At 38.4% G+C, this 24,967-nt stretch carries 21 protein-coding genes and 1 tRNA gene; 11 read left to right on the forward strand and 11 right to left on the reverse strand.

Features of this window, described 5'->3' with window-relative positions:
* Positions 1-21 precede the first annotated feature (21 nt).
* Complete coding sequence (locus PVK71_RS08000) at positions 22-1,896, reverse strand: methyl-accepting chemotaxis protein (RefSeq protein ID WP_274417901.1); 1,875 nt, start codon at positions 1,894-1,896, stop codon at positions 22-24.
* A gap of 393 nt (positions 1,897-2,289) precedes the next feature.
* On the opposite strand from PVK71_RS08000, the gene ushA reads away from it, so the two are divergent.
* Together ushA and PVK71_RS08010 are read left to right on the forward strand one after the other, a co-directional pair.
* Positions 2,290-3,951: a bifunctional UDP-sugar hydrolase/5'-nucleotidase UshA gene (gene ushA / locus PVK71_RS08005; protein ID WP_274417902.1), complete on the forward strand. Its 1,662-nt coding sequence runs from the start codon at positions 2,290-2,292 to the stop codon at positions 3,949-3,951.
* 178 nt (positions 3,952-4,129) lie between these two features.
* Positions 4,130-4,206, forward strand: a tRNA-Pro gene (locus PVK71_RS08010).
* Positions 4,207-4,367: 161 nt separating this feature from the next.
* Here PVK71_RS08010 and PVK71_RS08015 read toward each other — a convergent pair.
* Complete coding sequence (locus PVK71_RS08015) at positions 4,368-4,805, reverse strand: DUF411 domain-containing protein (RefSeq protein WP_274417903.1); 438 nt, start codon at positions 4,803-4,805, stop codon at positions 4,368-4,370.
* Between the two features lie 106 nt (positions 4,806-4,911).
* Complete coding sequence (locus tag PVK71_RS08020; RefSeq protein ID WP_274417904.1) at positions 4,912-7,611, reverse strand: cation transporter; 2,700 nt, start codon at positions 7,609-7,611, stop codon at positions 4,912-4,914.
* Positions 7,612-7,693: 82 nt separating this feature from the next.
* On the opposite strand from PVK71_RS08020, the gene cueR reads away from it, so the two are divergent.
* Positions 7,694-8,095 carry a Cu(I)-responsive transcriptional regulator gene (gene cueR, locus PVK71_RS08025; RefSeq protein WP_274417906.1) on the forward strand — a complete coding sequence of 134 codons (402 nt, stop codon included), beginning with the start codon at positions 7,694-7,696 and terminating at the stop codon, positions 8,093-8,095.
* Positions 8,096-8,123: 28 nt separating this feature from the next.
* Here the strand turns inward: cueR and PVK71_RS08030 are convergent, their stop codons facing one another.
* The 6 genes from PVK71_RS08030 to PVK71_RS08055 all read right to left on the reverse strand — a co-directional run bounded on the left by PVK71_RS08030 (position 8,124) and on the right by PVK71_RS08055 (position 14,859).
* Positions 8,124-8,978, reverse strand: a complete 855-nt coding sequence (locus PVK71_RS08030; RefSeq protein ID WP_274417907.1) for a co-chaperone YbbN — start codon at positions 8,976-8,978, stop codon at positions 8,124-8,126.
* 334 nt (positions 8,979-9,312) lie between these two features.
* Positions 9,313-10,140 (reverse strand): SDR family oxidoreductase, encoded by an 828-nt coding sequence (locus PVK71_RS08035; protein ID WP_274417908.1) that lies wholly within the window; start codon positions 10,138-10,140, stop codon positions 9,313-9,315.
* 137 nt (positions 10,141-10,277) lie between these two features.
* Positions 10,278-11,285, reverse strand: a complete 1,008-nt coding sequence (gene proX, locus PVK71_RS08040) for a glycine betaine/L-proline ABC transporter substrate-binding protein ProX (protein WP_274417909.1) — start codon at positions 11,283-11,285, stop codon at positions 10,278-10,280.
* A gap of 2 nt (positions 11,286-11,287) precedes the next feature.
* A complete protein-coding gene (gene proW, locus PVK71_RS08045; RefSeq protein ID WP_130048089.1) occupies positions 11,288-12,370 on the reverse strand; it encodes a glycine betaine/L-proline ABC transporter permease ProW in 1,083 nt (360 codons plus the stop codon).
* A 4-nt stretch (positions 12,371-12,374) separates the two neighbouring features.
* Positions 12,375-13,562 (reverse strand): glycine betaine/L-proline ABC transporter ATP-binding protein ProV, encoded by a 1,188-nt coding sequence (gene proV, locus PVK71_RS08050; protein ID WP_130043092.1) that lies wholly within the window; start codon positions 13,560-13,562, stop codon positions 12,375-12,377.
* A 391-nt stretch (positions 13,563-13,953) separates the two neighbouring features.
* On the reverse strand, positions 13,954-14,859 hold the full coding sequence (locus PVK71_RS08055; protein ID WP_274417911.1) for a TIGR01777 family oxidoreductase: 906 nt from the start codon (positions 14,857-14,859) through the stop codon (positions 13,954-13,956).
* 132 nt (positions 14,860-14,991) lie between these two features.
* On the opposite strand from PVK71_RS08055, the gene yfcE reads away from it, so the two are divergent.
* A complete protein-coding gene (gene yfcE / locus PVK71_RS08060) occupies positions 14,992-15,543 on the forward strand; it encodes a phosphodiesterase (RefSeq protein WP_274417912.1) in 552 nt (183 codons plus the stop codon).
* A 103-nt stretch (positions 15,544-15,646) separates the two neighbouring features.
* Here the strand turns inward: yfcE and PVK71_RS08065 are convergent, their stop codons facing one another.
* Together PVK71_RS08065 and PVK71_RS08070 are read right to left on the reverse strand one after the other, a co-directional pair.
* Positions 15,647-16,192 carry a regulatory protein ToxS gene (locus PVK71_RS08065; protein ID WP_130043095.1) on the reverse strand — a complete coding sequence of 182 codons (546 nt, stop codon included), beginning with the start codon at positions 16,190-16,192 and terminating at the stop codon, positions 15,647-15,649.
* Positions 16,183-17,064: a winged helix-turn-helix domain-containing protein gene (locus tag PVK71_RS08070; RefSeq protein WP_274417914.1), complete on the reverse strand. Its 882-nt coding sequence runs from the start codon at positions 17,062-17,064 to the stop codon at positions 16,183-16,185. The genes PVK71_RS08065 and PVK71_RS08070 overlap by 10 nt, the downstream gene beginning before the upstream one ends.
* 214 nt (positions 17,065-17,278) lie before the next feature.
* Between PVK71_RS08070 and htpG the strand changes: the two genes are divergently transcribed.
* From htpG to clpX, 7 genes are all read left to right on the forward strand, one after another.
* Positions 17,279-19,177, forward strand: coding sequence for a molecular chaperone HtpG (gene htpG / locus PVK71_RS08075; RefSeq protein WP_274417915.1), 1,899 nt, complete (start codon positions 17,279-17,281; stop codon positions 19,175-19,177).
* A gap of 264 nt (positions 19,178-19,441) precedes the next feature.
* On the forward strand, positions 19,442-20,086 hold the full coding sequence (gene adk, locus PVK71_RS08080; protein WP_130043098.1) for an adenylate kinase: 645 nt from the start codon (positions 19,442-19,444) through the stop codon (positions 20,084-20,086).
* A gap of 83 nt (positions 20,087-20,169) precedes the next feature.
* Entirely contained in the window at positions 20,170-21,135 is a 966-nt protein-coding gene (gene hemH, locus PVK71_RS08085) for a ferrochelatase (RefSeq protein ID WP_151655608.1), read from the forward strand.
* A gap of 91 nt (positions 21,136-21,226) precedes the next feature.
* Positions 21,227-21,415, forward strand: coding sequence for a hypothetical protein (locus tag PVK71_RS08090; RefSeq protein ID WP_130048083.1), 189 nt, complete (start codon positions 21,227-21,229; stop codon positions 21,413-21,415).
* Positions 21,416-21,486: 71 nt separating this feature from the next.
* The gene (gene tig / locus PVK71_RS08095) at positions 21,487-22,785 is read left to right on the forward strand and encodes a trigger factor (protein WP_130048082.1); all 1,299 of its coding nucleotides are present in this window, start codon (positions 21,487-21,489) and stop codon (positions 22,783-22,785) included.
* 105 nt (positions 22,786-22,890) lie between these two features.
* A complete protein-coding gene (gene clpP / locus PVK71_RS08100) occupies positions 22,891-23,514 on the forward strand; it encodes an ATP-dependent Clp endopeptidase proteolytic subunit ClpP (protein WP_012549607.1) in 624 nt (207 codons plus the stop codon).
* A gap of 86 nt (positions 23,515-23,600) precedes the next feature.
* Entirely contained in the window at positions 23,601-24,887 is a 1,287-nt protein-coding gene (clpX, locus tag PVK71_RS08105; protein ID WP_130043101.1) for an ATP-dependent protease ATP-binding subunit ClpX, read from the forward strand.
* The last annotated feature ends 80 nt before the right edge of the window (positions 24,888-24,967 follow it).

Genomic DNA, 24,967 nt, shown 5'->3' on the forward strand with positions numbered 1-24,967 from the left:
AAGGAAAGGTTTCTTATGAGTTTACAATTTGAATCGGTCTATTTCTTGTTTTAACTCATTTGAAAGATCTGATAGCTCTGATGCTTGAATTACAGATTGCTTTGTTTCTTCAGTTAATTCATTTGATACATCACGTACGGCTTCAGTATTCCGTGTGATTTCTTCTGTTACTGAGGATTGTTCTTCTGCAGCCGCCGCAATTTGAGCGGCCATATCACTTATTTGAGTTACTGAATTCGTAATTTGCAGCAAACTTGCTGATGCCGATTGTGCATCTTCGACACTAGTATTTGCGAGATTTTGGCTATCTTCCATAATCCCTACGGCTTTTTGTGTTGTTCCTTGCAGTGTTTCAATCATTTGCTGAATTTCTTGAGTCGATGCATGAGTGCGTTGACTTAAAATTCGAACTTCATCTGCAACTACAGCAAAACCACGGCCTTGCTCACCTGCACGTGCTGCTTCAATTGCGGCATTTAGTGCGAGTAAGTTTGTTTGTTCGGCAATGTTTTGAATGGTAGAAAGAATCGTATTGATGTTTTGAGCGTTGTGGTGGAGTTCTTCAATAACCCCAGTTGCTGTTTCAACTTCTTTGGCAAGGTTATCAATAGAGTGCTGGCTTTGACTCACTTGCTTAGCCCCATGATTTGATGCCGTAACTGTTTCTTCTGCTGTTTGTGCTGTGTTATCTGCATTTCCTGCAATTTCTTGAGTTGCTGCCGCCATTTCATTAATTGCAGTAGCAACCATATTGATTTCATCCATTTGGTGTTGGATTCGTACATTGCGTTCCTCAGCACTTTCGGCAGTAGAATTCGCTTGATTTGCTAGTGTTACTGAAATGTCACGTAAACGGCGAACCATTGAATGCATATTACCAACAAACGTATTGAAGTTAATGGCAAGCTGACCGACTTCATCATCACTATGTGGTTCTAAGCGTTGTGTTAAATCCCCTTCACCCGATGAGATTTCTGCTAATGCGTCTGAAACTCGGATTAGATCTCTAAATAAAATATTAACTAGCATTGTTACACCGATAGCAACAATAATGGTTAACACGATACTTAATAAAATGATTTCACGAAGAAGGGCTGAGTGACCAGCTTCTTCAGTTGCTTGTGTCATTTCAATCGCAAATGTCCAATGGGTATTTGGTACTTGAGCAAAATACACTAACTTACTGTCTCCATTAATTTCAGCAAATTCGATAGTGTTTTTGTTGATTGACTCTTGAATACTTTGTGGGGTCATATCAGAAAAGTAGCTGTTTACTTCTTTTTTTATTAATGATTTGTTTGGGTGTGCTAAGAAAGTCCCATCACTATCAATCAACATGGTGATAGTGTCTTTACCTGCGTCCAAACTAATTACATCGTTGATTAGTTGGTCGATCAGAACATCCGCACCAATTACACCAAGGAAGGTTCCGTTTTTGTAAACTGGTTCAGCAATAGTAACTAATAATGATTGAGTGATAGCATCTTGGTAAGAGGAAGTGATGATTTGTTTGTTTTCGCGTTGGGCTTCTTGATACCAAGGGCGTTGACGAGGATCATAATCAGCACGGTTACGTTCAGGATGAGATCGGTACATATCCCCACCTGGGGTACCAAAGAAAATATCATCGAATCTACCAGCATTACGGCTTAGCTGCAAAAAGGAGATAATATTTTCTGTTTGAGTGTAGTCATTAGTGGCATGTGCGATTTCAGCTTTAATTGAAATCCAATTTGAGATCCCCGTCGTTGCTGCAGAAGTAACACTTTCAGCTCGGGAGTATACCCCGTTGCGAGTTTGTTCGAATAATTGGCTTGAAGCAAACCAAGTTAATGCAGATGCAGTAATTACGACAGCGAGTACACTTGCACTTATTAGCTTATGTTTTAGTTTCATTATACTACCTAAATCCATGGGTTAATTTTGCTAAAAATAGAGCCTACTATTCATTATTTTTATAAGGCTTAATTTGTTATCGGGAAGTGCATATAAAACTTAACTGGATTTGACTGAAATATATAAAAATTTATTATTATTTTCATAAATATTTTTTGATTTGTAACTCATTGGCTGGGTGATCGTTTGCTTTGTGTGTTTTGCATTCGATTATTTTTAGTTTCATTATTTATTAGTAATATATGAGTTATTTTTAGTGATCTAACAGACATATTTATGAAATCAATGTGAGAGTAAAGCGTAATTCTTTTAAACTTGGTCAGGTTATTGGATTGGATCACTCGTAATTGATTGATTTGGTCTAGTTTATCCCCCTTGAATGAATGGTGAAACATGATGGAACGTCTTTCTCTTAAAACAGCGATTGCTGCTGCATTAGTTACAACGCTGGCAGGTTGTGCAACAACAACTGAGCATGCATGGCAAGAAGATACTACGTATAAGCTAACGGTATTACATACAAACGATAACCACGGTCGTTTTTGGCAGAATAAATACGGCGAGTATGGCATGGCGGCTCGTAAAACGCTGATTGATGAGTTACGTGCAGATGTTCAAGCACAAGGCGGTAGCGTACTTCTTCTTTCTGGTGGTGATATTAATACAGGTGTTCCTGAATCAGATCTTCAGGATGCTGAACCAGATTTTAAAGGCATGAATAAAATTGGTTATGATGCGATTGCCCTTGGTAACCATGAATTTGATAATCCATTAGATGTATTGCAAAAGCAGATTGATTGGGCTGAGTTCCCAATGTTATCAGCTAATATCTATAATAAAAAAACTGGCGAGCGTAAATACCAAGCTTACGAAATATTTGAAAAGCAAGGTATTAAAATTGCTGTTGTTGGTTTCACAACTGAAGATACGGCTAAAATTGGTAACCCAGAATACATCGGTGATTTAGAGTTTCGTGATCCTAAAGCAGAAGCGAAAAAAATCATTGCAGAGCTAGAAGCGAATGAGAAGCCGGATCTTATTTTTGCTGTAACGCATATGGGCCATTATGAAAATGGTCAACGTGGTATTAATGCCCCAGGTGATGTTGCTTTAGCTCGTTCACTTGAGCTTGGTGAGCTAGACATGATTGTGGGTGGTCACTCGCAAGAGCCTGTATGTATGGAAGGCCCTAATGTAGCTAAGAAAAACTTTACGCCAGGTGATGAGTGTAAACCAGACCAGCAAAATGGTACTTGGATTGTTCAAGCGCACGAATGGGGTAAATACGTAGGTAAAGCTGATTTTGAATTCCGCAATGGCGAATTAGAGATGGTAAGCTACGATCTTATTCCTGTGAATTTGAAGAAAAAAGTGAAAATCGACGGTAAAAAACAACGTGTATTTATCCAAGATGAGATTGAACAAGATCCTGAATTACTTGCATTCTTAAAACCATATCAAGAAAAAGGCCAAGGACAGTTGAATGTAAAAATCGCATCAACTAATGGAAAGTTAGAAGGGGACCGTAATGTGGTTCGTTTCCAACAAACAAATTTAGGTCGTTTAATTGCTCAATCTCACATGGAACGTGCTAAAGCGGACTTTGCAGTGATGAACTCAGGTGGTGTGCGTGATTCAATTGAGATGGGCGATGTAACCTATAAAGACGTGTTAACCGTGCAACCGTTTGGAAATATCGTTACTTATGCTGATATGACAGGCCAAGAAGTACTAGATTACTTAAATGTTGTAGCAACGAAACCAGTTGATTCTGGTGCTTATGCTCAATTTGCAGGCATTAAGATGACAGTGGAGAATGGAAAAGTATCAAATGTGTTTATTGGTGGTAAGCAATTGCGCTTAGATAACACATATCGTTTTACTGTACCAAGCTACAATGCTGCAGGTGGTGATGGTTACCCTAAAATTTCAGATCACTCAGGCTATGTGAATACTGGTTTTGTTGATGCTGAAGTACTTAAAGAGTTCTTAGAAACAAACAGCCCAATAGATGTGAACAAATTTGCACCTCGTGGTGAAATTACTTATAAGTAATTGTTAAAAGAAGATAAGCCTCTGAATCGTTATAATTTCAGGGGCTTTTGTTTATCAATTCAACAGTTTGTTGTTTTTGTAAGCGAACGGAAAGAAAAAACAAAATAATGCTTGTCAAAAAACTCACAGACAGTATTATAGCCCTCGTTGACACGGACAAGGTCTTTGTTTAACAGCTCGGTGAATAGCGCAGCTTGGTAGCGCATCTGGTTTGGGACCAGAGGGTCGGGGGTTCGAATCCCTCTTCACCGACCACTTTTAAGAAAGCCGCATCAGAAATGATGCGGCTTTTTTGCATTTGTAATTTACATAATCCACAGAAGAAAACGATGTTGGTATAATTCAACACCGTTTATGATACATGCCAATTTATCTGATAATCACTTATCTTGATTAGTATTAAGTCTGATACGACCCTAATTATGGGTATTAAATAACGCTAATTTTCCATTCTCTTTAAATGCAACCACTTGGTATTTATCTTTTTGGTCACCATATTCCATGCCTGGTGAACCCATTGGCATACCAGGAACAGCGAGACCTTTAAAATCTTTAGGATCTGCTAAAAAGTTTTTAATATCTGATGCAGGGATATGTCCTTCAAATACATAACCATCGATAACTGCCGTATGACAAGAGGCAAGGCGAGGATCAATACCTAGCTTCTCTTTTATTGCAGCCATATCTTCATGCTTTTCTGTGTTTACGTCATAGCCATTATCTTTCATATGATCTTCCCACTCTGTACAGCAACCGCAGTAAGGGGATTTATAAGAAGTGACTTCAGTTGCTGCAAATACTGATGAACTCACTAACATCAGAGAAGTTAAAGCGAGTTTTTTTACTTTTTTCATTGTGAATATTCCAAAGGTTATTTTGAATTAGGTGATAGCCAAAACCAGTAGATAATGGCAATAATTAGAGCAATACCAATTAGATTAATCATGCGATGCCCCTTTATTATTTATAGGAAACTCGTTGAGAACGAGAAGTAAATAGTCGTAGTCGGTTAGCATTAGTCACGACAGTAATTGAAGATAATGCCATTGCTGCCCCTGCAACCACTGGGCTTAATAGCATCCCAGTAAATGGAAATAAAATACCCGCAGCAATAGGAATGCCGATGGTGTTATAGACAAAAGCACCAAATAAATTCTGTTTCATGTTTTTCATTGTGGCTTTAGATAATTCAATGGCGCTTACTGCAGTAAGTAATGAGTGATTCATTAACGTAAGATGAGCACTTTCAATCGCAACATCACTGCCATTACCCATGGCGATACCAACCTCAGCTTGTGCGAGAGCTGGTGCATCATTAATACCATCACCAATCATGGCGACTTTTTTACCTTGGGCTTGTAAGGTTTGAATTGCCTGAGCTTTTCCATCAGGAAGTACACCAGCGATGACATGTTTAATCCCTAACTCTTTTGCAACATGTTGCGCTGTTTCTTGGCGATCTCCGGTCAACATAACCACATTGATACCAAGTTGGTTGAATTGTTTAATAGCTAACGCAGAATCAATTCGAATCGAGTCACTGACTTCAATAACACCAATACACTCATTTTGAATTGCCACATAAAGTGGTGTCGCTGATACAGAAACAGTGACATCTGGAATATCAATGTTGTTGTTTGCTAAATAAGTACGATTACCAATATAAATAGTATCAGCATTAACAGTAGCTGAGGCACCTAATCCTAATTGAGCTATAAAGTTGGTACTGTTGATATTATCCCAAGATTTTTTCTTTAAATAATTTATAACCGCTTGAGCTAATGGGTGCTCAGAGTGACTTTCTACCGCAGCGGCTAATGAGATAATATCAGCCTCCGTATGACCATTAAAACCAGTGACCTTAGTTACCGTAGGTTTTCCCTCGGTTAATGTTCCTGTTTTATCGACAACAACTGTATCTATTGTGCTTGCAGTTTGAAGCACATCTGCGTCTTTTATCAGCGCACCAAACTCGGCAGCTTTACCTATTCCAACTGTCACTGACATTGGTGTTGCAAGACCGAGAGCACAAGGGCAGGCAATAATAAGTACGGTAGTTGCAACAACTAGCATATAGCTAGAGGTTGGTTCTGGTCCAAAGTTGTACCAAATTAAAGCAGATATAATTGCAATGATCATAACGCTTGGGACGAATACCGATGAAATTTGATCAGCTAATTTCGCTAACTTTGGTTTGCTGTTTTGTGCATTACGGACCATTGTAATGATGCGTGCTAGCATGGTGTTTTCACCAACGTTTGTTGCAATAAACGTAAAGCTGCCTTGTTGATTAATCGTCCCTGCATGAACAATGCCATCTTTGGACTTTAAACAAGGTAAAGGCTCACCAGTAAGCATGGCTTCATCTAGATAACTCTCCCCACTGAAAATAGAGCCATCAACAGGTATTTTTTCACCAGGTTTGATTTTAATTTTCATGCCTTGAGTGACTTGAGCAATTGGCAGGGTTATTTCTTGGCCATCTTGTAATACGGTTGCGGTTTGTGGCTGAAGATCTAACAGTTTTTCAATTGCAGTAGAGGTGCGATTACGAGCTTTAGTTTCTATTAAATTTCCAAGAGTAATTAAACCTAAGATCATTGCCGTTGCTTCAAAATAAACATGACGAGCTTGCAGTGGAAAAAACTCAGGTGAAATAACCAAAGCCATAGAATAAAGCCAAGCAGATCCCGTTCCTAATGCAACTAAAGTGTCCATGGTTGCTCTGTGATGTGTAAAGGCTTTCCACGCATTTACATAAAAGTGTTTACCAGCTGTAAGCAGTAAACCTAAACAAATAAGACCGATAACTCCCCATACTAATTGGTCATTAACGGTGGTGATTTGCATATTACCGCCCAAAACACCCCATAACATGAGTGGTGCACCAATAGCGAGTGAGATAATTGTGTTCTTTTTATGTGTACTGGTTGTCTTTAGGAATAATTCTTTTTGTCTTGCACGACGTTGGTCTTCATTGATACTTAGTTCTGCCCCATAGCCTCCAGCTTCTATTGCTTGAATGAGTTTTGTGACATTAATATTACCGTGGATGAGTGCGGTGCGTTCAGCTAGGTTAACCGTCGCCGATTCAACATGCTCAACATTCTGAATTATGCTCTCTACGGAGGCGACACAACTAGCACAAGTCATGCCTGTTAATATCAATTGCGTTGTTTTCTTATCGATAGGTAGCTGTGATGTTGCTGAGTTATCTTTGATGGATTCTGACTTATTGTTGGAGCCAAGAGTATTATTGGCATTAAATGGCGTAGTACTTGCTTGAAACCCTATGAATTCAATTAGTTCAATGATCTGCGCTTGTGACTGTACCGTCGTCAATACTATCTCTGTTTTTGAGATAGATTCAATGTGTGAATGGGAGAGAGCACTTAAGGCATCTTTTGTTTTATTGACACATTTACCGCAATTCAACCCTGAAAGGTAAAGCTTGATTGTTTTTTCTTTAGGGACGGAGTAACCGAGTTGTTCAATAATTTCAACTACGTCTTGGTAAGTAAGTGTTGTCGTTAGTGCTAGTTCCGACTTGGTTACTGAGTATTGAGATATGTTTGGGTTGTTAGCAAGATTTTGTTCAACCTTTGCTACGCAACGACCACAGTTTAATCCTGATAAGGGAAGGGTAAATTCCTGACTCATAATAACCTCGTAAACTATTCTTGATATTGCTAATAATAAACCTTACAGTAAATGGAAGGTCAAGAGATTAAATGAGTTTAAAATGAATATTAGTGAAGTAGCGAATTTAACTGGATTAACATCGAAAGCGATTCGTTTTTATGAAAGCAAAGGTGTGATCAGAGAGGCAAATAGAGGTGCTAATGGTTACCGTCAATACACCACAGCCCAAGTTGAAGAGTTACAGTTGATCAGACGTTCAAGATTAGTTGGATTTAGTCTAGAAGAATGCCAAGAACTATTAAGTTTATCAAATAATCCAAATCGTCGTAGTGCAGATGTAAAAAAGAAAACGTTAGAGAAAGTCACAGAGATAGAAGCCAAGATAGAAGAGTTAAAAGGAATGAAGCAGACATTATTAGAGCTAGCGAGTGCTTGCCCAGGTGATGAGAGCAATGATTGCCCTATTATTAGAGGGTTAACCTGCTGTCACGATAAAAAGTAACAACAGGATTAATTCGTTAGTCAGTAACTTAGTAAAGTAGAGAATACAGCTGACGGCGGTATTTACCTGCAACTGGATTTCCTTGGCCAAGAGCAGAAAGAATATCCATCATTGTTTTCTTTACTTGCCCATCTTGAGCGTTAAGATCTTTTAATAAAATGTTCATTAAAATTTCCAAGGCTTCTTCTTGACGATTTACTTGGCTGTATTGAACCGCAAGCTCTAAAGCCAGCTCGGTGTTGCTTTGTTCTGCATTATATTTGTCTTCTAACGCTTGGATTTCAGGCGTATTTCCTGCTTGCTTATGAAGCTCTAGTTTTGCGATTAATTCTTTGTATTTACTGTCTTGATCTTGCATTAAAATTTCAGACAACATTGTTTCTGCTTGATCATAAGCTTGAGTTTCAATATAGCATTGAGCAATATGAAGTTTAATCTGGCCATTACCACCAAAATGCTCAAGCAAAGCGAGAAGGGTAGGAAGTGCTGCTTGAAATTCACCTTCTTCAACTAACTTAAATGCCTGACCTAATTGTAGCTCTTCTTGGCTCGGTAGGTGTTTATTTAACATTCCTTGAATGGCTTCGATCGTTTGAGGACCGCCCATACCATCAACCGCTTGGCCGTTTTTAAATAAAGCAATCGTTGGCAGCGCTTGAACTCCAAATTGTTGTGCAAGACCTTGCTGTTCTTCACAGTTAAGTAGAGCAAGAGTTACTGCATCGCCGTATTGCTGCGCTAGTTGTTGTAATGCAGGAATAACCGTAAGGCTTTCTTGACTCATTGGTGCCCAGAAGTGAATTAACACTGGGGTCTGCATTGAGCCTTCGAGAATTTGCTGGAAGTTTTGTTCGTTTAGTTCAACGCTATGTTCTGGCTGCATGGTCTTTTCCTAAAATCAGTATTGTCTCTGTATATATACAGTTATATGGGGTATTGCACTGATTTTCAAGGAGCCAAAGACGAAGAAAGCCACTATGCATAACATAATGGCTTTACTATCGTAAGCGAAGACAACCGTTAGATCAGTATGAAGACTGCAACCGCCACACTCACACAGATCCAGTTGATTTTACCTAGTGTCATATTCCCTCCCGAAAAAACACTTTCTACCGGATAGGAACAAATATACTTATGCAATATGACACTAATATTACATTTTTGTTCTTTTCTTATATTTCTTAATTGTTACACCAAACTGACATGATAAAGCTAAGTTAATCACTCTTATTTAAGATCTTATCAAGGTACTTTGTTGGTAATAATCGTTTTAGAATAGCAAAGAGGTGGGTGGGGAAGGTTACTCGATAGCGTGCTTTTGGTCTTGATGAATTGAGAGCATGTAATAATGGAGGAACGATAGATTCAGAGGGTAAAACAAAGGCACTACCAGAGTGTTCTTTCTCAAGTCGTGTTTGTTGAATAAGGTATTTTTCTTTATGAGAGCTTTTTTCAATATCAACCAATTTTTTAAATGCTTTCAATGCATTAGAGCGGAATTTACTTTCAATTGGGCCTGGTTCGATTAAGCTTATTTTGATATTTGTATCGGATAACTCTAAGCGTAAAGTATCAGTCCAGCCTTCGATCGCAAATTTTGACGCGTTATAAGCGCCACGATATTTCATCGCAACAATACCTAAAACAGAGCTATTTTGAATAATTCGACCTTCCCCTTGTTTCCTCATAACAGGAAGAAGTTCTGTGACTAATTGGTGCCAACCAAAGAAATTTGACTCGAACTGCTCTTTTAATGCTTCTCGGGGTAGATCTTCGAGCGCTCCGGCTTGGCCATATGCACCATTATTGAACAATGCGTATAATTTCCCATCAGTCAGTCTTATTACTTCAACGACAGCATCAGTAATACTTTGTGGATCACTATAGTCTAAATAGAGGCAGGTTAACCCTTCACTCTGTAATCGTTCTATATCTTCTTTTTTACGACAAGAAGCAATAACGTTAAAGCCATGCTTTTGTAATTGATGGGCTGCAGTATAACCAATGCCTGTTGAACAGCCTGTAATGAATATAGTTCGTGTCATTAACTCTTATCCCTAATAAATGATGACCATATTATACAATAACGCTGTATTTCTATTGCTGGCTTTTTTATATCAAAAAGACCAATGGTAGGTGCCATTGGTCTTTGGTTGTATTTAAGTGGATGTCGTTATTAGATTTAGATAGCGGCTTTTTTCGCTTCAGCTAACCAAGAATCAAACAGTGCTCGGTTTGCTTTTATCCAACCATCTACATGGGATTGAATGTCAGCAGAGCTGTTTTTGCCTCTACTCATCATCATATTTTGCGCACTGACGTCATTAATGTTCAGTTTGATAATCTCAAATAACTTAGCTGCTGCAGGATTTTGAGCCGCAAATTCTTTGTTTGCGATAATACGCATTGAGTTCATCTCAAAGCCGTAGTTTTTTCCATTAGATAATGTGGTATCGACATTTTCACGATCCCCCGGAAGTGATGAGAAAGGGACTTCTAACCAGACAACATCTCTATTAGGAACCAGTACGCCACTTACCCAATAAGGGGTCCAAGTATAATAGACAACAGGCTCACCATTTTTGTAACGTGAAATCGTATCAGCAATAATTGCGGCATAGTTACCTTGATTATGCGTGACAGTGTCTTCAAGTTGATAAGCACCAATTTGATGTTCGATCACCATTTCACAACCCCAGCCAGGGTTACAGCCAGTTAGGTCTGCTTTACCATCACCATTTGCATCAAACAATTTTGCAATCTTTGGATCTTTTAATTGCCCAATGTTTGTAATGCCATACTTTTCAGCGGTTTTTTTATCAATTAGGTAGCCTTGAGCAGCACCGCTAACGTATTGACCTTGACGATAGAACTTATCATCACCACCAGACATTTTGTATTTATCCGCATGAAGAGGGAACCAGCCAACAGCAAGGAAAGTTGCATCACCTTTTGCAATCGACGTATAAGCTACGTTGTAATCCACCTCTTTTGTTGGTTTTACATCGTAACCTAGCTCTTCAAGCGCTCGGTTTACAATTGATGTTTGAAACGTTTCTTCTGCAACTGTAGATTGAAGAGCTTGCACTGTAACGCCTTCACCAGGGAGTTTTTCTGCCCATACGTTTGATGATAAAGCTAGAGTGGAAACGATACTCACTGTCAGTGCTTTCTTCCATGAATTAATCATTCTTATTTCTCCTTAAGTTGTAGTTCTGTTTTTGGTTCTTTTTTTTGAGTAAACATATTTAGCAAGATAGAAACAGGGCCCATGCGATACCAACGTAATTTAGTATTACCTGCGTTTGCCCCTAATACTTGAGTGATTCGATCTAGTAAAATAGCAAGTATTACAATACCTAAACCACCGACGGCTGCTAGTCCCATATCTAGTCGTCCAATACCTCTTAATACCATTTGACCTAATCCACCTACCGCGATCATTGAGGCAATAACCACCATAGATAGAGATAGCATTAAGGTTTGGTTAACACCGGCCATAATCGTTGGTAGTGCTAGTGGAAGTTGAATTCGATACAGCATTTGCTTTTTGCTGGCTCCAAATGAATGGCCAGCTTCGATTAGTTCTTCTGGTACTTGTTGAATACCTAGAATGGTTAAACGTACAACAGGAGGCAGTGCAAAAATAATGGTTACAACAACACCAGGTACATTACCGATGCCAAATAACATTACAATTGGAACTAGGTAAACAAAGGCTGGCGTTGTTTGCATTGCATCTAAGATTGGGCGAACGAATTTTGCGGCGGTTTTGCTTCTTGCTAGCCAAATCCCCATCGGTAACCCGATAAGTAAACAGAAAAAGACAGAGGTCATCACTAATGACAGAGTCGTCATGGCTTCAGACCAAGCACCGATAAGGCCAATAACGAGTAATGAAGCTGCCGTTGAGATCCCTAGCTTAAGATTCGAAAATTGCCACGCTAATAAAAATAAAATAAGAAGCATGAATGGTGCTGGTGTTGATACTAATGCCGTTTCAAAAGAGCTTAAGATAAAATCAATCGGTACTCGAATGGCTTGAAATAATGGGCGACCATGTTCAACTAACCAGTTTAATCCTGACTCCACCCAAACATCGACAGGAAGTACGGCTTCCTCAAAGGGATTTAAGGGGTCAAAAGTATTTACTTCGATAGTTTCATGATTTAACCAATCAGCAGAGGCTGATGTATCACCAACTTGGCCCCATGGGTCATCGCTTGTTGGTGCTGTTTGTGACCATGGGTCATTGTTTGTTTGTTCTGATGACATCGTTCTACCCCTTATCTAACGTCTGAAGCAGTCGTGATTTAGTCACAACACCGAAATACTTACCACTCTCGTCAACCACAGGTACAGAGTAAGGAACATTAGCCACTACGCCTAAAATATCATTGATCGCTTGGTTTGGTTTGAGTGTTACACCATCTGTAAGTTGAGCACTGACAAGAGAGTTGTTGTCGTTATGTGCTTCGCGAAGAGAATCAACAGAGACGATGCCAGAATAGAGGCTACTCTTATCTACAACGATGCCATATTCTCTGTCATTATCCATTAGATACTGAAGAGCAGATGCTGGACCATCATGTTCTGATTTCTTAAACATGGCGGCAGGTTTTTTACGAGCAATGTCTTTGGCAGTTAAGACGTTCGCGACATTAACACCACGAAAGAAGGCTTCAACATAATCATTTGCAGGGTTGTTGAGGATATCGTCAGGAGTGCCGACTTGAACTACTTCACCATTTTGCATAATGGCAATTCTGTCACCAATGCGCATGGCTTCATCTAAATCGTGAGAGATAAAGACAATAGTACGTTTATCATCATTTTGTAGGCGGATAAGCTCATCTTGCATTTCTGTTCTAATCAAAGGGTCAAGAGCAGAGAAGGCTTCATCCATTAATAGAATGTCTGGATCACAAGCAAGTGCTCTTGCTAGACCAACGCGTTGTTTCATACCACCTGATAATTCATCGGGATAAGATTCTGCGTATACATCAAGACCAACTCTTTCTAATGCACTTAATGCACATTGTTTACGTTTTTCAATCTCTACGCCAGCAAGCTCTAAACCAAAAGCTGCATTTTCTATAACAGTCATGTGCGGCATTAGGGCAAAGTTTTGAAAAACCATTGAGATGTTATTACGGCGAACTTCGCGGAGTTCTTCTTCAGAGATATGTGCAATGTCTTTACCTTTTAGGAGTACATTGCCTTGGGTAGGTTCGATTAGGCGATTAAGAAGTCGTACCAAGGTCGATTTACCAGAACCAGAGAGGCCCATAATGACGAAAATTTCACCTTCTTGAATACTTAGAGATACGTCATTAACACCGATGGTTAACCCTGTTTTCTCAAAAACTTCTTCCTTATTTGCGCCTTCATCAATCATTGTAAAGGCGCGGTCAGTGTCTTCACCAAACACTTTATACAGTCCCTTAACTTCCAGTATGGGATTCATTTTTAAGTCCTTCGCAAGATATGCGTATTAATAATTCATTAGTACTATAATTAAAAATCATCCAGTTTTCAATGGTCATCATACTGTAAAAGTCACGACCTTGATAATGCTATGTAATTTTCAAATAAATAAATACGCAAAATTTAATCTTATATCATTGTTTATTTTATGTTTTTTTATTTATTTAGATAGAGTAATCCATAGGTTAATTATTTTAAATGAGAATGCTTATAGCTAAATGGTTTTGGTAGAATTAGGGGGAATTACTTAATTGATTTGAGTACAAATTAAAATTGATGAGTAGTCTCTTTTAATTGCTTGTGTTCGATTTTGGTGAAAATGATTGGATTTAACATATTTGTAATATTGTATCTTCCAATCATTATAATTTTTAGCTTAATAATTGTTTGAGTGCAGACTCTATTCGAGAGTAGCGAAATTTAAATCCTTCATGGACGAGTCGCTTTGGTCGAACTCGTTGACTGTCTGTTAGCAGAACAGAAGCTTCTCCTAATATACCTTTAATAATAATATTTGGAGTAAATAGAAAGTGTGGACGTTTTAATGTCTTTGCTAAAGTTTGACTAAATAAGCGATTAGAAACAGGGTGAGGGGCCGTTAAGTTATAAATACCTTGGCTTTCTTCTTGTGTCATTAAATGCAAAATACCATAAACCATATCATCAATATGAATCCAAGATAGGTACTGCTTTCCATTTCCAACAGGGCCACCTAAACCAAATTTATAAGGCAATAACATTTTTTTTAGGGCGCCACCTAAAGGTGATAATACGACCCCCGTTCGTAAGATACAAACGCGAGTATTTTTACTTTGAACTTGTAGTGCCTTGTTTTCCCATTGCTGGCAGACTTGATGAGCAAAATCTGCAGAGACTATCTTAGTGTCTTCATCAATATCTTTTTGGCCATTATCTCCGTAATAACCAATGGCTGATCCCGATATAAAACATCGTGGTGGTGGTGTGGATGCTAGACAGAGTTGTGCCAATTGCTCAGTTAACTTACATCGGCTATCAGAGATGATTTTTTTTTGTTTACGGGTCCATTTTTTATCAGCAATCGGTTCCCCTGCTAAATTAATAACAGTATCAATATTATTAAGATCGGAAAGTGAAGAAAGATCCGAAATGAAATTAACATGAGGTAAAGCTAAATGAGCTAATGAAGATTGAGCTTTTTCTATATTACGCGTCAGAAGTACTAGTTCATGACCTTTAAGGTGATCCAGTAACTGTTTTCCGATTAACCCTGTACTTCCCGTAATGAGTATTTTCATCCCGTCTCCTGCAAGATATTTATAACTGTCGTTTAAGTTAAGTATAAATTGAGTTCACTGATTGACAACTTTCATTGTATTTTACTTTATACTTGAGCTTTGAAATGGCTCTTAAATATTGTAAGGATTCTTGTGAAATTATTTTTTGCCTCTGATTTACACGGTTCATTGACTGCGACTCAACGTATGATTGATACGTTTACTGCTTCTAAAGCGGATCATTTAATTCTTCTTGGTGACCTGATTAATTTTGGGCCAAGAAACCCGATCCCTGAAGGTCATGATCCAATCGCTGTTGCTGAGTTATTAAATCAATACGCAGAGTCTATCATCGCCGTGAGAGGAAATTGTGACAGTGAAGTCGATCAAATGCTGTTATCTTTTCCTATTATGGCTGATTACAATATAGTGTTGCTGCCTACGGGGCAGAAATTATTTTTAACACATGGCCATATTTATAATACCGACAAACGCCCTTTATTAAAGAAGGGAGATATCATCGCTCATGGACATACGCATATTACGGTAGCGGAATGGCAGGGGGAACAGATTATTTTTAATCCGGGCTCAACAACTTTTCCTCGTAACGAAGGCGGAAAACCGAGTTATGGTTTACTTGATAATAGTCGTTTGTCAGTTTTTGATTTTGATGGGAATGAATTGAATTCAATTGTTCTTAAATAGTAATCAATTATTGGGTAGGAAGAAGACTATTGATTAGAGAATAAAATCCGAGATGATTGCCATCTCGGATTTTTGTTGTGATGTTCAGTTAACGAAAGCTATTTTAATGAGAAAATAGAATACCTGAACCATAATTTAAGCTGGTCAGTAATAATGTTTTATCATTAACCACATCAACACGTTTACTTTGTTGAGCATCCATTCTGAATACGCGCATGATTAGTTTTTTCTGTGAGCCAGAAAAATCTTTATTATCATTGGCGGTAACGTCCTTAAATTCAGTAGGGTCAATTAATAAGTAATCTCCGCTGTAATCCCAGTTCCCCGTTTCCATAACATTAATCGTTAATGGGAGGACATTCTCAGATTGGCCACTAAAAAGTGTCAGTGTAGATGATTTTGAATAAGTCTTATTTGGCAGATAGACAACATTAGATTTAATATCTGCGCGTTTTAAAGGGCCCATGTCATCATAATCAGTATCAATACGAACGGTACTCATACTTTGCCATTCTTTAGATGTTAATAGTTGTTCGACTTTACTGTCGCTTTCCCAATAAAACCACCCACTGCCTAACATTGATATTAGAAGAAGAGCGACGGGGAAAAAGCGTTTTGCTATTGGAAGTTGCTCGCTATTTAACCACATACTTTATCTACCTCTTTTTGATCAATCAATAATCGGACACTAATACTTTGATCGCTGTGTTCTTCATTATGAATATAATTCAGTGTGATTTGATTTGGTTGGCCACTCGTCGCAATAACTTCTATTGGTTTTAGCGTATCAACATGGTTTGAATTATAAAAGACAGTACATTGCTCAATTAGAGGTTGCCATTTATCGATATTAGGGTGGTTAACCGGAACAAAAATAGGCACGTCGTCATATTTTGCTACTTGTATAAATGCATCTGATTTTGGAGTGTGATTCACATAAGCAATGATAGGTAAAATAAAAGCGATAATCAGAGTTAGTGTACCAAGTAACGATAAGTGAGCTTGTTGCTGATTAGTGGTGATATTTTCTTTTGCTACGGAATTTATAGTTTGCTCTTTAGCGGAGCTATTAGCCGTGAGCTCTTGAGGTGATTCTTCTTGATGCTCGATCGTTGGGTTATCGATATCCGTTAAAGAATCATTATTTGCATCTGCATTTTCTTGCATATCATCGCTAATCTGATGTACAGCAGTTGAAATAAATTGATAACCACGCTTAGGCACTGTTTTTACATAAACAGGTAGTTTAGTCGGGTCTTGTAGCATTTTTCGTAGCGTCGAAATAGCTTGTGTTAAACTAGAATCATCGACTTCAAATCCTTGATCTCGCCATACATACTCATGTAACTCATGACGACTAACAACCTTCCCTTGTTCTTGAATAAGTAGGCTTAAAACACGACTTTCATTCCCTCCAATTCGAATAATCTCATCGTCATTTAATGTATCAATAAGGCTATTATCGTTAGGATCGAACAGAAACCGGTTGCCAATAATAATTTTGTTATTTTCTATATTCATTGGTTGTTAACTCAGTAATGGTGATTCTTATTAATGATATCCAAGTATCATTTTTAGAATGTCTATTTTATGTCAAAACTTATCATTACGCATTTTATAGTATAAAAAAAGCAAAAAAACAGTGTTTTTTACATTGCTTTACCTTGAATTGAGGTATAGATGTCCTTATTTCAATTAATAAGTTAAATATATTCTGTTATTTTCGGAGTTTTAGATGAGCGAACAAACAATTAATAACAAAGAAACACGCGGCTTTCAGTCAGAAGTTAAGCAACTGCTTCATCTTATGATCCACTCTTTATATTCTAATAAAGAGATCTTTTTACGTGAATTAATCTCAAACGCCTCAGACGCATCAGACAAATTGCGTTTCAAAGCACTATCAAATGGTGACCTTTATGAAGGTAATGCCGACCTTGGTGTTAAATTATCTTTTAACGAGGCTGCAAACACCTTAACCATTTCTGATAATGGTATTGGTATGAGCCGTGCAGATGTGATTGAGCATTTAGGTACGATTGCTAAATCAGGCACTGCTGATTTCTTTTCAAAACTATCAGATGACCAAAGTAAAGACTCTCAATTGATTGGTCAGTTTGGTGTTGGTTTCTATTCTGCGTTCATTGTTGCAGACGCAGTAACAGTTCGCACACGTGAAGCGGGTGTAGCGAAAGACCAAGCTGTTCAATGGCACTCTGAAGGTGAGGGTGACTATACAATTGAAGATATTACTAAAGAAACGCGCGGTACGGATATTATTCTTCATATGCGTGAAGAAGGTAAAGAGTTCTTAAGTGAGTGGCGCCTAAAAGAAGTGATTGGCAAATACTCTGATCACATCGGTATTCCTGTTTCCCTTTGGTCTGTAGAAAAAGACGAAGAAGGCAAAGATAAAGAAGGAAAGTGGGAGCAAGTAAACAAGGCTCAAGCGCTTTGGACTCGCAGTAAATCAGAGATTGAAGATGCTGAGTATCAAGAGTTTTATAAGCACGTATCTCATGACTTTGCCGATCCACTGACTTGGAGCCATAATAAAGTAGAAGGTAAGAACGATTACACGAGCCTTCTATATATTCCAGCCAAAGCACCGTTTGATATGATGAACCGTGATCATAAAAGTGGCTTGAAGCTGTATGTTCAACGTGTATTTATTATGGATGACGCTGAACAATTTATGCCGAGTTACCTACGTTTTGTTAAAGGTTTGATTGACTCAAATGATCTTCCGTTAAACGTATCTCGTGAAATTCTTCAAGATAATAAAGTGACTCAGTCATTACGTAGCGCGTGTACTAAACGTGTGCTAAGTATGCTTGAGAAAACAGCGAAGAAAGATGATGAAAAATATCAAACTTTCTGGAAAGAATTTGGACAAGTACTAAAAGAAGGCTTGGCTGAAGATTTTGCGAATAAAGATAAAATTGCCGGTTTATTGCGTTTTGCTACCACGGATAAAGACAGTTCAGAGCAATCGATGAGCTTAGCTGGGTATATTGAACGTATGAAAGAAGAACAAGATAAGATCTTCTATCTAACGGCAGACAGCTATGCTGCGGCGAAGAACAGTCCGCACCTAGAGCAATTTAAAGCAAAAGGCATTGAAGTTGTTCTAATGTATGACCGTATCGATGAGTGGCTGATGAGCTACTTAACTGAATTCGATGGTAAGCAATTCCAATCAATCACAAAAGCAGGCTTAGATTTAAGCAAGTTTGAAGATGAAGCGGAAAAAGAAAAGCAAAAAGAAACAGAAGAAGAGTTCAAATCAGTTGTTGAGCGTACTAAATCATACTTGGGTGACCGAGTGAAAGAGGTTCGTACAACCTTTAAACTAGCAACGACACCAGCTGTTGTTGTAACTGATGATTTTGAAATGGGAACACAAATGGCAAAACTTCTAGAAGCCGCTGGTCAAGCTGCTCCTGAAGTGAAGTACATTTTTGAAATTAACCCAGAGCATGCTCTTATCAAGCAAATGGCAGATGAAGCAGATGAAGAAGCATTCGGTCGTTGGGTTGAAATGCTGCTTGGTCAAGCAATGTTAGCTGAACGTGGTTCTTTAGATGATCCATCGCAATTTTTAAGTGCGATGAATCAATTATTATCTAAATAATAGATAATACCGTAATCTAGATAACCGCAATGAGACCTATGTATTTTACACTAAGGTCTCATTGTTTTTTTATTGTTACGAAATAGACTCTATTAAGCGGTTATTTTTGCTTTTTTCATCGCAAACTTGATAGCTTTATCAGTTCCGTGTATCTTTCACGACTTATTTTTAGAAATAAAACTTATACCTAAGTTTATAAGTAGTTGTCATTTTTACTTGTAAGGTTTGGTATAAATTCCAAGATTATTTTTTAAGGGGAAAACAATGCGTATCATCCTTTTAGGTGCACCTGGTGCGGGTAAAGGTACTCAAGCTCAGTTCATCATGGATAAATATGGTATTCCACAAATCTCTACAGGTGACATGCTACGTGCTGCTATTAAAGCGGGTACTGAGCTAGGCAAACAAGCTAAATCTGTAATTGATGCTGGTCAACTTGTATCTGATGAGATCATCCTTGGTCTTGTTAAAGAGCGTATTGCTCAAGAAGATTGCGCTAAAGGTTTCCTACTAGATGGTTTCCCTCGTACAATTCCTCAAGCGGATGGTTTAAAAGAGAACGGTGTATCTATCGATTACGTTCTTGAGTTTGATGTTGCTGACGAAGTAATCGTTGAGCGTATGTCTGGCCGTCGTGCTCACTTACCTTCTGGTCGTACTTATCACGTTACATTTAACCCGCCTCAAGTTGAAGGTCAAGATGATGTAACTGGTGAACCTCTTGTTATTCGTGAAGATGATAAACCTGAAACAGTACTTGCTCGCCTAGGTATCTACCATGAGCAAACTGCGCCACTTATCGCTTACTACAATAAAGAAGCGGAAGCAGGTAAAACTCAGTACCTTAAATTTGATGGTACTAAGTTAGTTGCTGAAGTTAGCGCTGAGATCGAAAAAGCACTAGCGTAATCTTACGTAGTCAGTAATTTATTGTTATATTGAAGGCGACCTTATCGGTCGCCTTTTTTTATAGACAATAATGGATAATAACTGTGAATAATAAAAAAGCAGGGGTGCTATTAGTGAATTTAGGTACGCCAACCGCACCAACCACATCAGCAGTAAAAACCTTTTTATCTGAATTTTTACATGATAAACGTGTTGTTGATATGAATCGCTTTCTTTGGTGTCCATTACTCCATGGTGTCATCCTACCTATAAGAGCGCCTAAAGTGGCGAAGTTATATGAAAGTGTTTGGATGGACGAAGGTTCACCGTTAATGGTCTATTCAAAACGTCAAGCGGCAGCATTGCATTCATTTTTAAATGTGCCAGTTGAGCTAGGTATGACTTATGGAGAACCAAGCATTAAATCAGGGATTGAGCGTTTAGAGGCTCAAGGATGTGATGAAATAGTCATTTTACCCCTGTATCCTCAATATTCCCGTACTACCTCAGCAGCCGTGTTTGATCAAATTGCTAAGCAATATAAAACCACATCGGTGTTACCCGACTTCTCACTTGTTCATAATTATCATGATCACCCTCTCTATATTAAAGCCCTTGCTGAATCTATCCGTCTTTCATGGGAGAAGAAGGGTAAAGGTGATTATGTATTATGTTCGTATCATGGGATCCCACAGCGTTTTGTTGATAATGGCGATATTTATGCAAAACATTGTGAACGAACGACAGAATTGCTTGCTCAAGAATTAGGATTAACATCTGAACAAATAGGCATGAGCTATCAATCTCGTTTTGGGCGAGAAGCGTGGTTGCAACCTTATACTTCAGAGATGTTAACTGAACTTACTCCAAAAGGAATTAAATCATTAGACATCATTAGTCCTGCATTTTCGTCTGATTGCTTAGAAACCTTAGAAGAGCTTTCAGAAGAGTGTAAAGAGATATTTATGGAGGCTGGTGGTCAAAAATACACCTTTATTCCATGTTTAAATGATGATGAATTACATATTGAAATGATGGCAGATATTGTAAAAAGTAAGATTTCAGCATAAAAATGAATTTTTTTAATAAAAAAAGCAGTTAAAAGGGTTGAAAAAACTAACCAATTGCCCAATTTCTTATTAAAGATTATCAACGTGTGTAGTGAGTCTCGACATAGATGGGTCAGATCGCTACAATATCGCGTCTTATTTTGCCACTTGGCTAAATGCCGTATTTTATTTAATTAAAGTACGCGATCTACTTATTATTCATATTAAGCAGATAAAAGAAGATACCCAATTGGTATCACGAATCATAGGGGTTACGGTTTCTATTTTATTAGACCTGTAACGCAAGGATGCGACACGTATTTTTTGTCGCAAACTCAGAGAACCTGAGTCGATTTTGAGGTTTATATAAACATGCAAGTTACTGTTGAAACTAAAGAAGGCCTAGAGCGCGTTCTAACTATTACTGTACCAGCGGCAAACATTGAAGACGCTGTAAATGCTGAGCTTCTTAATATCGCTAAAAATCGTCGCTTTGATGGCTTCCGTAAAGGTAAAGTGCCAATGAAGATGGTTGCTAAAATGTACGGTAGTGCAGTTCGTAACGACAAAATGGGTGAAGTTATGCAACGTCACTTCATTGAAGCGATCATTAAAGACAAAATCAACCCAGCTGGCGCTCCAACATTCGCACCAGTAGAATTTGCTGAAGGTCAAGATTTAGTATTCACTGCAACATTTGAAATCTACCCAGAAGTAACACTTCAAGGCCTAGACAAAGTTGTTGTTGAAAAACCACAAGTTGAAGTTAAAGACGAAGACGTAGCAGAAATGCTAGAAACACTACGTAAGCAACAGTCTACTTGGGCTGATGCTGACGTTGCTGCTGAAGACGGTACTCGCGCTACAATCAACTTCGTTGGTTCTATCGATGGTGAAGAATTTGAAGGCGGTAAAGCAGATAACTTCCCTCTAGAAATGGGCCAAGGTCGTATGATCCCTGGTTTTGAAGATGGTATCAAAGGTAAGAAAGCTGGCGAAGAAGTAACTATTGACGTTAACTTCCCAGAAGACTACCACGCAGAAAACCTAAAAGGTAAAGCGGCACAATTCGCTATCACTGTAGTTAAAGTTGAAGCTCGTGAGCTTCCTGAACTGAATGACGAATTCGTTGCTAAGTTTGGCGCTGAAGGTGGCGTTGAAGGTCTTAAAGCTGAAGTTCGTAAGAACATGGAGCGTGAATTAGCTCAAGCTGTTAAAAACAAGATCAAAGAACAAGCTATCAACGGTTTAGTTGAGCAAAACAACATCGACGTTCCTTCTGCTCTTATTGATCAAGAAGTTGAAGTACTACGTCAACAAGCAGTTCAACGTTTTGGCGGCAACGCTGACACAGCTCCTGAGCTTCCACGTGAATTGTTCGAAGAACAAGCTAAACGTCGCGTAGTTGTTGGTCTTCTTCTTGGTGAAGTTATCAAGTCTGAAGAACTAAAAGCTGATGATGAGAAAGTAAAAGCGCTTATCAACGAAATGGCTTCTGCATACGAAGATCCAACAGAAGTTGTTGCTTACTACGAAGGTAATGAGCAAATGATGAACAACATGCGTAATGTTGCTCTAGAAGAACAAGCTATCGATGCAATCCTTGCTAAAGCACAAGTTTCTGAAAAAGAAGTTGGCTTTAACGAACTAATGAATCAACAACCTGCTTAATTTCTAATTTAATTAAGTAGTTAGTTGACTTAGTTTCACAAGATCTGCTAATAATGGTCCGAATGAAGCGTCATTCGGACCATTTATTTTATAAGGGATACGGTTATGAGCTATCAAGAAAACAATGCAATGCCTTCTATTATGGATGCACTTGTTCCTATGGTTGTTGAGCAAACTTCACGTGGTGAGCGTTCGTATGATATTTATTCCCGTCTGTTAAAAGAGCGTGTTATCTTTTTAACAGGTCAAGTTGAAGATCACATGGCCAACTTAGTTGTGGCTCAGTTGCTTTTCCTTGAGTCTGAAAACCCAGATAAGGATATCTTCCTATACATTAACTCTCCAGGTGGCTCTGTGACTGCTGGTATGTCAATTTACGACACAATGCAGTTTATTAAGCCAAATGTGAGCACAGTATGTATGGGTCAAGCATGTTCTATGGGCGCTTTCTTACTTGCAGGTGGCGCACCAGGCAAACGTTATGTTCTGCCTAACTCTCGTGTGATGATTCACCAACCACTTGGCGGCTTCCAAGGCCAAGCATCAGATATTCAAATTCATGCTCAAGAAATCTTAACGATTAAGAAGAAGTTGAATACATTGCTTGCAGAGCATACAGGTCAGCCTTTAGAAGTGATCGAAAAAGATACAGATCGTGATAATTTCATGGCAGCAGATGATGCAGTGAAATACGGTCTTGTAGATGCTGTGTTAAATAAGCGTGACTAATTAATAAAAAAGCAGTAACGTTTACAGCAAAGAAGGTAAGTTAGTATAAACTTACAGCATAAAGGCAACGTTTAAGAGGTTAGCAAATGACAGACAAGCGTAAAGACGAAAATAGTGGAAAGTTACTATATTGCTCTTTTTGCGGAAAAAGCCAGCATGAAGTTCGTAAACTAATTGCAGGTCCTTCTGTTTATGTTTGTGATGAGTGCGTTGATTTATGTAACGACATTATTCGCGAAGAGCTAAAAGATAATACTCTGTCTCCAAAAGAGAGTAGTGAAGCATTACCGACACCGCAAAATATTCGTGCGCATTTAGATGACTATGTTATTGGTCAAGAGCATGCGAAAAAAGTACTAGCGGTTGCCGTATATAATCACTACAAGCGTTTACGTAATGGCGACACTACAAAAGATGGCGTAGAGCTTGGTAAAAGTAATATCCTTCTTATCGGACCAACAGGTAGTGGTAAAACACTGCTTGCTGAGACTCTAGCGCGTTTCTTGGATGTACCGTTTACAATGGCGGATGCAACCACATTAACAGAAGCGGGTTATGTAGGTGAAGATGTTGAAAACATCATTCAAAAGCTACTACAAAAATGCGATTACGACCCTGCAAAAGCAGAGCGTGGCATAGTATATATCGATGAAATTGACAAAATTTCTCGTAAGTCTGAAAACCCATCAATTACACGAGATGTATCTGGTGAAGGTGTTCAGCAAGCACTATTGAAATTGATTGAAGGTACTATTGCATCAGTACCACCTCAAGGTGGCCGAAAGCATCCACAGCAAGAGTTTTTACAAGTAGATACTTCTAAAATCTTGTTTATCTGTGGTGGTGCATTTGCTGGCTTAGATAAAGTGATTGAGCAACGTGTTGCTACTGGTACGGGCATTGGCTTTGCTGCTGAAGTTCGTTCAAAAGATGATAAAGCAACTATTGGTGATTTATTTAAGCAAATTGAACCAGAAGATCTTGTTAAGTTTGGTCTGATCCCTGAATTTATTGGTCGTTTACCAGTAACTACAACTCTGACTGAGCTAGATGAAGAAGCTTTAGTTCAAATACTAAGCCAACCTAAAAATGCATTAACTAAGCAATATGGTGCATTATTTGATTTAGAAGGCGCAGAACTTGAATTCCGTGAAGACGCATTAAAAGCGATTGCGAAAAAAGCAATGGATCGTAAAACAGGTGCTCGTGGTCTTCGTTCAATCTTAGAAGCAGTATTATTGGATACTATGTATGAATTGCCATCAAAAGAAGGCGTTTCTAAAGTAGTTATCGACGAATCTGTAATTAATGGCGAATCAGAACCGCTATTAATGTTTGAAAATACAGAATCAAAAGCAATATCTGCAGAATAGCGTATTTAGCTAATAAATAGACAAAAAGGAGGCATTAGCCTCCTTTTTTATTTTTAATTGAAAATAATGTTGATTCTTAG

Origin of the sequence: Aliivibrio sp. S4MY1 (genome assembly GCF_028765545.1) — a bacterium.
GTDB lineage: Bacteria > Pseudomonadota > Gammaproteobacteria > Enterobacterales > Vibrionaceae > Aliivibrio.